A 14777-nucleotide genomic window follows, 5' to 3' on the forward strand; every position below is an offset into this window, starting at 1 on the left:
TTCATTTTAAAATCTAGGTAAATCAATGTATAACGCGGAATTATTAGAAGAAGCCAAAACCTTTATGTTTCATATGCTCACCAAGGTGGTGGAATATGGCGGTTCAGATTTATTTATCACCGCAGATTTTCCACCGAGCATTAAACTACAAGGCTTAATGCGACCTTTAGGGCAACAAGCCTTAACAGCAGATAAAACCAAGTTGTTTGCCTATAGCCTCATGAATGAAAAACAACGCCAAGAGTTTGAAACTGAATGGGAATGTAATTTTGCAATCAATGTTCCGAATGTTTCACGTTTTCGTGTCAATGTATTTAAACAACAGCTACAGATTGGTATGGTGATTCGTACCATTACTTCTGAAATTCCAACTTTCCAAAAGCTCAAACTCCCTGAATCCTTAAAAAATGTGATTATGGAAAAGCGGGGTTTGGTACTGGTGGTGGGTGGAACAGGATCAGGTAAATCAACCTCTTTGGCAGCCATGATTGACCATCGTAATGAAAACTCAGCGGGGCATATCATTACTGTTGAAGATCCAGTGGAATACGTACACAAGCACAAAAAATCAATGATTACTCATCGTGAAGTCGGTGTGGATTGTCATTCATGGCAGCATGCCTTGAAAAACACCTTACGTCAGGCACCAGATGTGATTCTGATCGGAGAAATCCGCGATACAGAAACCATGGAACATGCGATTGCCTTTGCCGAAACAGGCCATTTGTGCCTAGGCACATTGCATGCCAACAATGCCAATCAAGCCTTAGATCGAATTATTAACTTCTTCCCAGAAGAACGTCGTAATCAGTTACTCATGGATCTTTCATCCAATATGAAAGCAATTATTTCGCAACGTTTGGTACGCACCCAAGATGGTAAAGGGCGTCGTGCTGCGATTGAAATTTTGCTGAATACACCATTAATCGGAGACAATATCCTAAAAGGGCAGTTCCATGCACTGAAAGAGATTATGAGCAAATCGCGCGAACTCGGTATGCAGACCTTCGATCAAGCCTTATTTGAGCTCTATAATGAAGGTGCAATTAATTACGATGAAGCTTTACGTAATGCTGATTCAGTCAATGAACTGCGTTTACAGATCAAGCTAAAAAGTACCCGTCAAGAAGGTTCACCTGTCGCCATGATGACCGCATTAAACGTGGTACAAGAGGAAAAGCCTGAAGAAGAGCAACAAACTGAAGATCAGTGATAGAAAAAATGGCTTGGATTACCATATAATCCAAGCCATTCATATTTGATTTAATTCATTATTTTCCAATACAGAACGAACCAAAAATCTTACCAAGTAAGTCATCCGCACTAAAATCACCAGTGATTTCACCCAATGCATTTTGTGCTAGACGTAATGATTCAGCGACCAGTTCACCTGCATTAAACACAACGAGTTGCTCACGTGCTTCTGCAAGATAGCGCTGAGTACGCTTCATTGCGTCTAAATGGCGTGTTCTGGCAATAAAGGTATCTTCTTCAGGCTGAAAGCCAGCATGCGCTGTAATCGCATCTATGAGCGCTTGAACCCCCATATCCTGTTTTGCAGAAACACTGATATGACGAAAGCCCTGATAATCGCTTAACGTAGCATCTTGACCCGTTAAATCGCATTTATTGCCAATCAATAGCAAACGTTTTGGCTCAAGATGCTCTGCAAAATATTCATGCGCCAATTGCAAAGGTTCATCACCCTGATTTAAGTCATAAACCAATAGCAATAAATCTGCCTGCTCGATTTCCTTAATCGCACGACGAATACCTTCTTGCTCAACGATATCGCCGGTTTCACGTAAACCTGCAGTATCAGTTAGGGTAATCGGCAAGCCATTTAAACTGATCTTTTCATGTAGTACATCACGAGTAGTGCCTGCAATATCAGTCACAATGGCACGCTCATGGCCTGCGAGCGCGTTCAACAGGCTGGATTTACCTGCATTTGGCTTACCAGCAATCACCACCTGTAAACCTTCACGTAATAACTGGCCCTGACGCGCAGACTGCTGTACCGCTTGAACAGAGTCTTGCACATCATCCAATAACGCTAAAATCTTGCCATCGGCAAGAAAATCAATTTCTTCTTCTGGGAAATCAATCGCAGCTTCCACATGCAAACGCAAATGGATCAGCTTTTCTAAAACGGTGTTAATCTTGGTTGAAAATGCACCTTGTAAGGAACGAACTGCCGAACGTGCTGCCGCCTGTGAGGTGGCATCAATCAAATCGGCAATTGCTTCTGCTTGCACCAAATCCATTTTGCCATTTTCAAAAGCACGCATGGAAAATTCACCCGCTTTTGCAGCTGTCGCACCCAAATCAAGTAAACGTGCTAATAACGCATTCTGAATGACTGGACCACCATGTCCCTGTAACTCCACCACATCTTCGCCAGTAAACGAGTGAGGATTTGGAAAACATAACACGATGCCTTCATCCATCACCGAGCCATCGGCATCACAAAACTGACGGAAGCCCGCCATTCGTGCAGCAGGAAGTTTTTTCTGGGTTAGTTGCTCTGCTATTGCATAGGCTTTTGGTCCAGAGAGTCGAATCACCCCCACACCACCACGACCTAATGGGGTAGCAATCGCAGCAATAGTGGTTTGATGTTGCATGTTAAATTCACCTAAAAACGAGCGGGTTATGGAATAGCAAACCCTAAATACAGACAAAGAAAAATCCGCCTAAGATTACCATCTTAAGCGGATTTATTCAGTAAAAGTTCGAACTTAAGCGCTCGGCTCAACCTTGTTGAGACGATCTTTTTCGACACCTTTGTTAATAAACCATTGTTGCAAAATAGTAATACTGTTGTTGACGATCCAGTAAAGCACTAAGCCTGCTGGGAAGAACAACATGAATACCGTAAACATGATTGGCATGATACGGAATACTTTTGCCTGCATTGGATCAGTTGGCTGTGGGTTCAACATTTGCTGAACAAACATAGTCACACCCATGATCAACGGCAAGATGAACCATGGATCCATTGCAGATAAGTCTTGAATCCAACCTAACCACGGTGCATGACGAAGTTCAACAGATTCCATCAACACCCAGTACAACGCTAAGAAAATCGGCATTTGTAGCAATAACGGCAAGCAACCAGACAATGGATTGACTTGTTCACGCTTATACAAGGCCATCATTTCTTGTGAGAAACGCATACGGTCTTCACCAAATTCTTCTTTCATGCGTTGCATTTCAGGCGCAATCACACGCATTTTCGCCATTGAGCGATAACTTTTTGAAGAAAGTGGCCATAAAATCAGTTTTACCAAGATCGTCAATAGAATGATTGACCAGCCCCAGTTACCAATGATGTTATGGAAGAATTGCAAACCTAAGAATAACAATTTAGCAATTGGCCATAACCAACCATAATCTACAGTTTGGTTTAAACCATCCGCCAAGTCTTTCAGTTCAGACTGAACTTTCGGACCAGAATAAAGCTTCGCATCTACTTCCATTGACGTACCAGCAGGTACATTAATCACTGGAGAAGTGAAGCCCATGATATTCATGTGATCAGCAGACTGACGAGATTCCAGCTTAGCAACATACGGCTGACCATCTGCTTGAGTAAGTTTTAAATTCCCAGGAATCCAAGCACTTACAAAATAATGCTGAACGATAGCAACCCAGCCACCTTTCGCATCAACATTCAGTTTTTCATCATTAAAATTCGCAAATTTTAACTTGTTATAGTGTGCATCTGGTGCACCCCAAGCGCCGCCCAAATAAGTTCCCAAAGTGAAAATACCTTGCGAAGATTTACCTGGATCGTCTGAGTTATCACGCTTTAACTGACCAAACATTTGACCTTGCCAGTTTTGCTGACTACGGTTAATAACTTGGTGTTTTACAGTAATCGGATAATCACCTTGCGTGAAGGTGAACGATTTGATCACTTCTACGCCTTCTGGTGTTTTAAATACCAACGGCACAGTCAAAACTTGATGTGTTTTACCATCTTTAGATGCGACGCTTTTTGCATCCGCCAAGGTATATGCTGTTTTTTCAACATCATACATTGGACGACCACTACGGCTGCTATCAGGTCCGTTTAAACCAATCAAGCCAGATTGAGCGACGTAAGTACGTTTCGCATCACTTTCCAGCATAACAAAAGGTTTTTCGCTGTCTTTGCTTTCATCATGGCTTAACAATTCAATACGGACAATATCACCACCCTTTGGATTGATCCAAAGATGGTAAAGATCAGTTTGTACTGAAATCAATTGCTGACTCACAGAAGGTGCTTCTGTGGCTTGTGATGCAGTCACATTTGCTTGTGGCAAGTCTGAAGCCGCTGTTGCATTTTGAGCATTTGGCAAATCTGCAGATACGTCATGCGCACTTACAACAGCCGCTTGTTGTTGCGGAGCTGGTGTAGCATGACCATAATCTTTTTGCCAAGCCAAAATAAGCAAATATGCGGTAACAAACATGGCTCCAAGAATTGCAAATCTGGCCCATTGTTGCATATCTATTATCCCAAATGGTTAGAGAGATTTTGCTTGAATAAACGATCACGAAAGGGTACAGCAACGTGATGCATTTGAGAATCTATTTGATGAAACGAAATAAAACGAAGTGCTTTGCGTGGGACGGGATCATAGCCTGAACCACCCCAAGGATGACAACGGCAAATTCGCTTAGTCGAAAGCCATATACCTTTTGCTGCACCATGTGTCTGCAGTGCTTCAATTGCATATTGAGAGCAAGTGGGAATATAGCGACAACGAGGACCCAATAAGGGACTAATTGCGATTTGGTAACATCTTATCAACCAATGTAGTAAACGTACCATTGGAGATCTCTAATTTTGGAGGGATGTCACAACGACTTTGGAATGCTTCTTTGCTAAGCGTTGTAATTTTTGCCAAGCAAAATCTAATTGTTGATGTAATTCTTGATTTGCGATTGCTTCTATACCAACTTTAGGCATCACCACAATATCGATATCAGCATTAAATTGCGCTTGATGTAAGCGAAAGCTCTCCCGAGCAAGACGTTTTATTCGATTTCGTTCATGTGCACGACGCACCTTTTTTTTAGCAACGACAATACCCAAACGGCTTTTCGGCTGTTCGGTTAATTTTGCTAAAAAAAGGAAATGGGGCTGATGCACTTTAAAAAGCGCACCATCAAATACACTTTTATAATCTGCAGCACAACGAATACGAGATTCAGTGCCAAAACTGTAAAGTGTCATCACCCAAGTCTGGTCAGCTTAACAGTATTAAACAGTTAAGCTATGACGACCTTTTGCACGACGACGAGCTAAAACTTGACGACCAGCTTTTGTTGCCATACGAGCACGGAAACCATGAACACGCTTACGCTTTAATTCAGATGGTTGGAAAGTACGTTTCATATCGAAACTCCCAAAAATGATCTTTCTATAAAGGTCCGCGATTTTATGGTGCAAAGCTCAGTCTGTCAATGGAAAATCCAAATCTTTACATTTTGTTTGTTCTGTTTGACATAAGTAGAGAAACACTGACTTTGTTGTTTTGATTGAAAACAAAAAATATACACATGCTATCTATTTAAATTATATCAACATTAAGCTATATTCACACCTTAATCACAAGCTTATCAACAATTCATTTTGTATTTTAAATTTAATTCTTGGATTTTGAATTTAAATTTCGATATGCTCAGTTATCCACAATTCGAGTGAACCCTATAAGTAAATTCAAATTTTAAAATTTAAATTTATTACTATTAGGGAGGGTTTATTCTGTGGAAATGCATGTTTTTTTATAAATAAACATATAGTTACTTTGTGGATAACCATGTTTTTATTAATTTTATAATTTGTGGATAACTTCATGGTTAAAACTATCCACAGCTTGTGCAAAAAGTTATGCACACGTGGTTTTAAATTTGAATTTATAAACGATTGCTTTCTTTTTCAGCAAAAGTCCCATAAATTTGCCTGACAGATGTGGATAACTTGGTTAGAATGGCGACCCCTTCGAAAGATGGGGTTAGTGGTTTCTTTGTTTTTGAATTTAAAAAATGGATATATAGGGGATGCACATGCTCTGGACAGACTGCTTAACTCGCTTGCGACAAGAGCTCTCTGACAACGTCTTTGCGATGTGGATTCGTCCTTTGGTTGCTGAAGAAGTTGACGGTGTGATGCGTTTATATGCACCCAACCCATATTGGACACGTTATATTCAAGACAATCATTTAGAATTGATTTCAATTCTTGCTGAGCAATTATCGGAAGGCCGAGTACGTCAGGTTGAAATCTTGGTTGATTCACGTCCAGGTACGATTCTGTCGTCTCATGAGCAACCTGCAACCACGACAGCAGCTTTAACGACACAAGTTTCTGTTCCAACAAAAGTTAAAAAAGAATCAGATTTGGTACAACCTAGCCAAAATGTCAGCAAAATACCGAAGAAAAGACAGTTAAATTCTCTATTTACTTTCTCACTGTTTGTTGAAGGCCGATCGAACCAGATGGCTGCTGAAACATGTCGTAAAGTTTTGACCCAATTGGGGGCATCGCAGCACAACCCTTTATTTTTATATGGTCCAACAGGTCTGGGTAAAACACATTTAATGCAAGCTGTGGGTAATGCTTTATTACAAGCAAAACCGAATGCACGTGTGATGTACATGACCTCAGAAAGTTTTGTACAAGATTTTGTCAGTTCTTTGCAAAAAGGTAAGGTTGAAGAGTTTAAGAAAAATTGTCGTTCTTTAGATCTGTTATTGGTCGATGATATTCATTTACTTGCTGGTAAAGAAGCGAGTTTGGTTGAATTTTTCTATACATTCAATGCTTTACTTGATGAATCTAAACAGATTATTTTAACTTCAGACCGTTATCCGAAAGAACTCACCGAACTTGATCCACGCTTAGTCTCTCGTTTTTCTTGGGGCTTATCTGTGGGTGTCGAGCCACCAGATATTGAAACTCGAATCGAAATTTTGCTGAAAAAAGCTGAAAACAGTGGCGTTGATTTACCACGTAACTGTGCTTTATTTATTGCTCAACAAGTGGTTGCGAATGTGCGTGAGCTTGAAGGTGCGCTCAATAAAGTAGTGGCAATTTCACGTTTCAAAGGTACCGTAATTGACCTTGATGTCGTACGTGAATCTTTAAAAGATGTATTGGCAATTCGTGCACGTACCATTAGTGTTGAAAATATTCAGCGTGTGGTGAGTGAATATTTCCGAATCCCACTGAAAGAATTGGTTGGACCAAAACGTACGCGTATTTATGCTCGCCCGCGTCAGTTAGCGATGGGACTTGCACGCGAATTAACTGGGGATAGTTTTCCTGAAATTGGAATGGCCTTTGGTGGTCGTGACCACAGTACCGTGATGCATGCCTGTGAAAAAGTCACGAGTTTGCGTGAAGAAGATCCAATTTTTAATGAAGACTATAAAAACCTCCTGCGTTTGTTACAGAGTTAAGATTTGGTGTCGTAATATTTGACCTTGCGATGACAAATAGGGCTGAATTAACACAATCGGCCCAGTAATTATGTATTTATTGGCAAGTTGCTGAATGTAGTTTTAGTCGCATTGAGCGATTTTTCATGCAAAAACAAGGCACAACCTTCTATATTTGAATCGGCAAAAGTGAATTGGGCGATTAATTGTCTATAGACCCGACTTTCAGAGTTGCAAACTGCTTTTAAGTGCAGCATAGTACACTGCTAACATTCATATCAGCTTCTGTTGTAAGAGGAATAAAATCGTGCGTTTGAAAATCGCTAAAGAAAGTTTAGTCAATGTTCTATCACATGTAGTGGGGGCTGTTGAACGTCGCCATACCTTGAATATTCTTTCAAATGTCAAAATTCAAACCACACAACAGGCCTTAACGATTACGGGCTCTGATTTAGAAGTTGAACTGGTTGCAAGCACAACGTTAGCTGATGGTGCTTGTTTAGAAGCAGGTGAAACAACAGTTCCAGCGCGTAAATTAGTCGAAATTTGTAAATCTCTTCCGACAGCAGCTTTGATTGATTTGCAAATTACAGAAGATCAACGCTGTATCTTAAAATCAGGGAACAGCCGTTTTGTTTTGGGTACTCTTCCTGCTGAAGATTATCCATTGCTAACCACTGAAAATAGTCAGGGTACACAAGTTCAGGTAACACAGCGCGAATTGAAGCGTTTATTTGAAAAAACAGCCTTTGCAATGGCTGTACAAGACGTACGTTTTTATTTGACTGGTACTTTGCTGGAAATTGATCAAAATCAACTACGTACAGTAACCACTGATGGACATCGTCTAGCTTTGTGTGAAGTTTTAGCTTCTTCAACAGCAGCATCGCCGATGCAAGCAATTGTTCCACGTAAGGCAGTAGGCGAATTACAACGTTTACTGAGTATTGAAGATGAGCAATTAACCTTGTTGATTGGGCGTGAACTGTTGAATGTCACCATTAATACGCCAAGCCGTGATAAAGAGCAGGGTGATATAACGGTTCGTTTCACGACCAAGTTAATTGATGGAAAGTTCCCAGATTATCGTCGTGTAATTCCAAAAAATGGTGATAAGCATGTGTTTATTGCACACGATGTATTCAAGCAATCTTTACAACGTGTTGCTATTTTAAGTAATGAAAAACTTCGTGGTGTTTTCTTGAATTTTAATCAAGATTCATTGCAGTTGCGTGCCAATAACCCAGAACAGGATGAAGCGGTAGAAGATATTGCAATTCAATATCAAGATGCCCCTCTAGAAATGTCATTTAATGCGCAATATATCCTTGAAGTACTCGGTGTACTGGATGGAGATGATGTGAAAATGAGCATGAGCGAAGCCAATCAATCGGTACTTGTCCAAGATCCAGCGCATCCTGATCAAACCTATGTTGTGATGCCAATGCGAGTTTAATGACGAGATTTGAGTTTTAAAGCATGCAAATCACGCGTTTAAATATCGAACGTGTACGTAATTTAAAGACGGTTGCACTCCATGAGTTGCAACCGTTTAATATTTTTTACGGCGCAAATGGTTCTGGAAAAACTTCAGTTCTAGAGTCAATTCATTTACTGGCGACTGGTCGTTCATTTCGAACCCATATTCCAAAACATTACATCCAATATGACGCTGGGGATGCGATTGTGTTTGCGCAATCTGCCAGTGAACGTATTGGTATGCAAAAGTTGGCTTCGGGCGAACAGGTAATTAAGGTCAATGGCGATACCATTGCGACACAAGGTCAGCTGGCAAAATTATTGCCTTTACAGCATATCGATCCACAAAGTACCGATATCATTGATCATGGTGCAAAGCCTAGGCGACAGTTATTAGATTGGTTAATGTTCCACGTGGAACCTGAGTTTTATTTTGCATGGCAGTATTATTCTCGAGCACTCAAACAACGTAATAGTTTGCTTAAGACACGGCGCAATCTGACTTTGGCTGATTTAGAGCCTTGGAATAAAATGCTGAGTGATTATGGCGAAATGCTGCATTCACAACGGGTCAGTATTGTTGAGCAATGGAACCAATTTTTCCATGAAGATTTAAAGCAACTTCTACCCAATCTTGAAATTGAACTGGAATACAATCCCGGCTTTCATACTGAACAAGGTCTATTGCAGGACTTGGTTCAGCAGCATCAAAGAGACCTCGATCGGCGTTATACCGAGTACGGTCCGCATCGTGCTGATTTACGTTTAAAAACGCCTTTTGGCAATGCAGATGATGTGTTATCTCGCGGACAAAAAAAGTTGTTAATCATGGCATTAAAACTGTCACAAATTGCAATGCTACATGCGAGTAATAAGGAAACTGTGGTATTATTAGATGATCTGACAGCAGAGTTAGATGAGACTGCACAACAACGTTTAATTGAGCGATTGAGTCAGTTAGGAAGTCAAGTTTTTATGACCACCTTGGACCATGCGTCGGTATTAAAACACTTACAGGATTTGTCGATTTCTTTTCAATTATTCCACGTTGTTCACGGTCAAGTCAGTCTTGCTGCGCCATAATTTTATTTTTCATCTTTAAATAGATCAATATTACTAGGGAGTAACCATGAGTTCAGAGTCTCAATCAGTCTCTCAAACAGAACAAACAAATGAAAAGGCTTATGATTCCTCTAGTATTAAAGTATTACGTGGATTAGACGCGGTTCGTAAACGCCCTGGCATGTATATCGGTGACACCGATGACGGTACAGGTTTACACCATATGGTGTTTGAGGTGGTGGATAACGCCATCGATGAAGCTTTAGCAGGACACTGTGACGAGATTATCGTGACGATTCATGAAGATGAATCGGTGAGTGTCTCGGATAATGGTCGTGGAATTCCAACCGATATTCACCCAGAAGAAGGGGTGTCGGCAGCAGAGGTGATTCTGACGATCCTGCATGCAGGTGGTAAATTCGATGACAACAGTTATAAGGTGTCGGGTGGTTTACACGGTGTAGGTGTCTCAGTTGTAAATGCCCTATCTAAAAAATTGCATTTGACCATTCACCGTGCTGGCCAAATCCATGAACAAGAATACGCGCATGGTGATCCACAATATTCATTAAAAGTTGTAGGTGAAACCGATACATCGGGTACAACGGTTCGTTTCTGGCCGAGTGAACTCACCTTTAGCCAAACCATTTTTAATGTCGATATTTTAGCTCGCCGTTTAAGAGAACTCTCTTTTCTAAACGCTGGTGTACGAATTGTATTACGTGATGAACGTGTAAATTTCGAACATGTTTATGACTATGAAGGTGGTTTATCTGAGTTCGTTAAATACATTAACGAAGGTAAAACTCATTTAAATGAGATCTTCCATTTCACCGCTGATACGGATAGTGGTATTGCCGTTGAAGTGGCATTGCAGTGGAATGAGAGTTACCAAGAAAACGTTCGTTGCTTTACCAACAATATTCCACAAAAAGATGGTGGTACACACCTTGCAGGTTTCCGTGCTGCGTTAACCCGTGGTTTAAACCAGTATCTTGAAAGTGAAAATATTCTTAAGAAAGAAAAAGTTGCTGTCACGGGTGATGATGCGCGTGAAGGTTTAACTGCGATCATTTCAGTGAAAGTGCCAGATCCAAAATTCTCATCACAAACCAAAGAAAAATTGGTTTCAAGTGAAGTGAAACCTGCGGTAGAGCAGGCCATGAACAAAGAGTTCTCGGCTTATTTGCTGGAAAACCCGCAAGCGGCGAAATCGATTGCAGGTAAGATTATTGATGCTGCGCGTGCGCGTGATGCGGCACGTAAAGCACGTGAAATGACACGTCGTAAGAGTGCTTTAGACATCGCGGGGTTACCTGGTAAATTGGCCGACTGTCAGGAAAAAGATCCAGCATTGTCTGAACTTTATCTGGTCGAGGGTGACTCTGCGGGCGGTAGTGCCAAACAAGGTCGTAACCGTAAGATGCAGGCAATTTTACCGCTAAAAGGTAAAATTCTGAACGTTGAACGTGCGCGCTTTGACAAGATGATTTCCAGTCAGGAAGTGGGTACTTTGATTACCGCTTTGGGCTGTGGGATTGGACGTGAAGAATATAACCCAGACAAATTGCGTTATCACAAAATCATTATCATGACCGATGCGGACGTGGATGGTTCACATATTCGTACATTGTTATTGACCTTCTTCTTCCGTCAAATGCCTGAATTGGTTGAGCGTGGCTATATTTATATTGCACAGCCACCATTGTATAAGTTGAAGAAAGGCAAGCAAGAACAGTACATCAAAGATAATGACGCACTTGAAACTTTCCTGATCTCCAATGCGATTGATGAACTTGCATTACATGTCAGCGCTGAAGCACCTGCGATTAACGGTACAGCATTAGCCAGCGTTATTGCTGACTATCAAGTTTCGCAAAAGAGCTTACAACGCCTCACTCAACGTTATCCTGCAAGTTTGTTGGATGGTTTACTTGAGCTAGATGCGTTTAAAACAGATCACAACCATGAACGTGATTATGTTGAAACATGGGCAGAGCAATTACGTGTTGCAATTGAGACATTACAACCAAGCTTACGTCCAGAGATTACCTTAGAAGCGTTTGAACGTGAAAATGCGCAAGGTGAAAAATCTGCGCATTATTGGCCACGTGTCACAGTCTACGTGCATAACTTACCGCATTCTTATTTACTCGATGCGGGTCTGTTAAATTCTGCTGAGTACGCTCGTTTACTGAAGAATTCTAAGAGCTGGTTCAAGTTGCTTGAAGAAGGGGCTTATCTACAAAAAGGAGAGCGTCGTATTCAGGTGAGCAATTTCCATCAAGTATGGCAGCACATTTTACAAGACTCACGCCGTGGCATGATGATCCAACGCTATAAAGGTTTGGGTGAGATGAACGCTGAGCAACTTTGGGAAACGACCATGGATCCTGAAAACCGTAATATGTTGCAAGTGACTATTGATGATGCGATTGAAGCAGATCGTATGTTCTCTTGCTTAATGGGGGATGATGTAGAACCACGTCGTGCCTTCATTGAAGAAAATGCGTTAAATGCAGATATTGATGCTTAATTAGCTTAGGCATCAATACCAAACAAAAGAGCTTATCTTTTACCGCGCTGTAAAAGATAAGCTCTCCATGCTGCAACTAACAAGGGCAGCAGGGTGATAATAAGAAAAATAACATCTGCAATACCATCCATCAGCAGCATGCCAACAATCCCTAAAATACTGCATAAAGCTAACAGCCATAACACACTTAATTTATTCCACAGTTGCATCGTTGACTCCTTTTAGATTTCTTTGCTGACGTTTTGCCCACCATAACCATGCACCATTCAGGGTAATAAATAAGGTGAGTAAGGTGCATAGACTCCATAAGATCTTTAAAGGCATGCCGCCGTAATTGCCAAAATGCAAAGGTTGTGACAGTAATATGGCTTTCAGATAGGTGGGTAATTCTTCAACCGTATCGACTTGTCCTGTCTCAGCATTGACCAAGGCGACTTTCAGCATTTTTTCCTGTAAGCCTTCATTGCCTTGCAGCAAGACCATGTAATGACCCTGAGTTGAATATTCTGTTTTAGGAAAAAATACACTGGTGGGATGCCAGCCGACTTCACCCTTCTGGGCGGCCGCATAGACCTGATCAATGCTTAAATTTGGATGAATCACACTGGCATGCTGATATTTGTCTTGGAGGGCTTTCAGTTCAGTGATTTGCCAAACTCCAATCGCAACCGTCCCAAAACCCAGTAGAAATCCAGTTAAGGTCACTACCAAGGCCCAACCGAGGATTGCAGAGCCAATTAAATTATGCAGGTCAAGCTGTAATAGTCGCTGACCCTTTCTAAAACGAATAATGCCAAAAAAGAATTTTTTGACATAAGGGGCGTAGACCACGAGCCCAGAAACCAGTGATAAGAACACTAAAAATGCAATCAGTGCTCCAATCAACTGTCCAGTAAAACCTAAAAACCAGTTGGCATGTAGTTCCAGTAAGAAGCCAGTCAAAGTATCTCGTTCATTTGGTTGCTGAATTAATGTCGCAGAACCAATATCTGCAAATAACCAACGTGCTTGTTCAAAGCTTTGCTCTGGTTTGGCCATACCAATCAATAGCACGCCAGGATGATGCTCAGGGTCGTAGCCTGTACTGATGATTTGCTCTTTGGGATAGGTTTTTTGTGCTGTTGCTAATGAATCTGCGAGCGGGCGTTGTTGCTGAATTGAGGAGTGTAAAGCAGTAGGTTCAACGCCAAGCGCGTGATCGATTTCTTCATGAAAGATAAGTATCACCCCTGTGATGGATAAAATCGCAAAGGGGATCACGATCACCAAGCTGATCCAACGATGAATCCATAAGTTAATGCGAAACCAGCGCGAGTTGGTTTTTTTAATGGCAGTTGCTGTTTGCTTCATAACTGATTTTCCAATGAAGGTGAGTGCATTGGCTTCCTTAAGGTTTGTGTTTTTATGAAGTGATTTTATTTTTATTGATAATTATTTTCATTATTATTTACTATTGTTTTTTACGTTCCACGTGAAACCTTAGACTGAATAAAATGATTAAAAAAAAGGTAGCCGATGAAATCGCCTACCTATTAATGATCTATTTAAGCTTGAAATGAATGATAATCAGATTTCTGTCAGCAAAAATGCTTATTAACTTTCGACAAAGTCGCTAACTTGGATTAATGCATGTCCAAATAAATAGCCTGCTGTCACTAGCACACTGATCCACAGCAAAGCCCCTAAAATGTTATACACCACAAAGTGACTATAATTCATGTTGCTTGAACCTGCTGCCAATGGCGCAAATGAACGAGCAAAAGGAATAAAACGAGCCAGTAGAATGGTTTTCCCACCATGCTTTAAGAAGAACACATTGGTTTTTTGCAGGTATTCTTGCTTAATAAAGCGTGATTTAACATTGAAAATACGATCACCAAAATGACGGCCAATGTGATAATTCACCATATAACCCAATGCAGCTGCGAAAAATAGGAGGCTGATCATGTAACCAAGATGCATGATTTCCACTACGGAACATAATGCTCCCACCGTCAATAACAGACTGTCGCCAGGTAAAAAGAACATAAAAACAAAGGCTGTTTCTGAAAAAATAATCAGAAAAAGGATGAAATAAATCCATAAGCCATATTCTTGAACCAAAACAGGCAAAATATGTTCAAAATTAAAAATAAAATCTAAAGAATTCATTCAGTTTGTATAATCCAAAATAGAGTACTCACCAAATTAAAGTACAAAAAATGTGAAATGAATTTAACCCTCAGGATTCATTCGTCAGTTATAACTATACAACAGTGGGAGC

At 40.7% G+C, this 14777-nt stretch carries 13 protein-coding genes; 5 read left to right on the top strand and 8 right to left on the bottom strand.

What is annotated here, in order from left to right; translation table 11 throughout:
* Positions 1 to 25: 25 nt before the first annotated feature.
* The gene (locus tag FPL17_RS14190) at positions 26 to 1213 is read left to right on the top strand and encodes a PilT/PilU family type 4a pilus ATPase (protein WP_159885686.1); all 1188 of its coding nucleotides are present in this window, start codon (positions 26 to 28) and stop codon (positions 1211 to 1213) included.
* A 58-nt stretch (positions 1214 to 1271) separates the two neighbouring features.
* On the opposite strand, the gene mnmE is transcribed toward FPL17_RS14190, so the two are convergent.
* The 5 genes from mnmE to rpmH all read right to left on the bottom strand — a co-directional run bounded on the left by mnmE (position 1272) and on the right by rpmH (position 5392).
* The gene (gene mnmE, locus FPL17_RS14195; RefSeq protein WP_005186269.1) at positions 1272 to 2627 is read right to left on the bottom strand and encodes a tRNA uridine-5-carboxymethylaminomethyl(34) synthesis GTPase MnmE; all 1356 of its coding nucleotides are present in this window, start codon (positions 2625 to 2627) and stop codon (positions 1272 to 1274) included.
* 114 nt (positions 2628 to 2741) lie between these two features.
* Positions 2742 to 4499, bottom strand: a complete 1758-nt coding sequence (yidC, locus tag FPL17_RS14200) for a membrane protein insertase YidC (RefSeq protein WP_159885688.1) — start codon at positions 4497 to 4499, stop codon at positions 2742 to 2744.
* A 5-nt stretch (positions 4500 to 4504) separates the two neighbouring features.
* Positions 4505 to 4825, bottom strand: coding sequence for a membrane protein insertion efficiency factor YidD (gene yidD, locus FPL17_RS14205; RefSeq protein WP_159885690.1), 321 nt, complete (start codon positions 4823 to 4825; stop codon positions 4505 to 4507).
* A gap of 9 nt (positions 4826 to 4834) precedes the next feature.
* A complete protein-coding gene (gene rnpA / locus FPL17_RS14210) occupies positions 4835 to 5230 on the bottom strand; it encodes a ribonuclease P protein component (RefSeq protein WP_004656857.1) in 396 nt (131 codons plus the stop codon).
* A gap of 27 nt (positions 5231 to 5257) precedes the next feature.
* The gene (rpmH, locus tag FPL17_RS14215; RefSeq protein WP_000831329.1) at positions 5258 to 5392 is read right to left on the bottom strand and encodes a 50S ribosomal protein L34; all 135 of its coding nucleotides are present in this window, start codon (positions 5390 to 5392) and stop codon (positions 5258 to 5260) included.
* 671 nt (positions 5393 to 6063) lie between these two features.
* On the opposite strand from rpmH, the gene dnaA reads away from it, so the two are divergent.
* From dnaA to gyrB, 4 genes are all read left to right on the top strand, one after another.
* Positions 6064 to 7458, top strand: coding sequence for a chromosomal replication initiator protein DnaA (dnaA, locus tag FPL17_RS14220; protein ID WP_005146292.1), 1395 nt, complete (start codon positions 6064 to 6066; stop codon positions 7456 to 7458).
* Between the two features lie 286 nt (positions 7459 to 7744).
* A complete protein-coding gene (gene dnaN, locus FPL17_RS14225) occupies positions 7745 to 8893 on the top strand; it encodes a DNA polymerase III subunit beta (protein WP_005146294.1) in 1149 nt (382 codons plus the stop codon).
* A 23-nt stretch (positions 8894 to 8916) separates the two neighbouring features.
* Positions 8917 to 9999: a DNA replication/repair protein RecF gene (gene recF, locus FPL17_RS14230; RefSeq protein WP_159885692.1), complete on the top strand. Its 1083-nt coding sequence runs from the start codon at positions 8917 to 8919 to the stop codon at positions 9997 to 9999.
* 46 nt (positions 10000 to 10045) lie between these two features.
* Complete coding sequence (gyrB, locus tag FPL17_RS14235; protein WP_005186246.1) at positions 10046 to 12514, top strand: DNA topoisomerase (ATP-hydrolyzing) subunit B; 2469 nt, start codon at positions 10046 to 10048, stop codon at positions 12512 to 12514.
* Between the two features lie 32 nt (positions 12515 to 12546).
* On the opposite strand, the gene FPL17_RS18805 is transcribed toward gyrB, so the two are convergent.
* The 3 genes from FPL17_RS18805 to FPL17_RS14245 form a co-directional block, all read right to left on the bottom strand.
* Positions 12547 to 12723, bottom strand: a complete 177-nt coding sequence (locus tag FPL17_RS18805; protein WP_167515371.1) for a hypothetical protein — start codon at positions 12721 to 12723, stop codon at positions 12547 to 12549.
* Positions 12707 to 13864: a PepSY-associated TM helix domain-containing protein gene (locus FPL17_RS14240; RefSeq protein ID WP_159885694.1), complete on the bottom strand. Its 1158-nt coding sequence runs from the start codon at positions 13862 to 13864 to the stop codon at positions 12707 to 12709. Before FPL17_RS14240 ends, FPL17_RS18805 begins: the two co-directional genes overlap by 17 nt.
* Positions 13865 to 14107: 243 nt before the next feature.
* Complete coding sequence (locus FPL17_RS14245) at positions 14108 to 14665, bottom strand: VTT domain-containing protein (RefSeq protein ID WP_005186243.1); 558 nt, start codon at positions 14663 to 14665, stop codon at positions 14108 to 14110.
* Positions 14666 to 14777 lie beyond the last annotated feature (112 nt).

It is taken from the genome of Acinetobacter dispersus, assembly GCF_009884975.1.
Lineage (GTDB): Bacteria > Pseudomonadota > Gammaproteobacteria > Pseudomonadales > Moraxellaceae > Acinetobacter > Acinetobacter dispersus.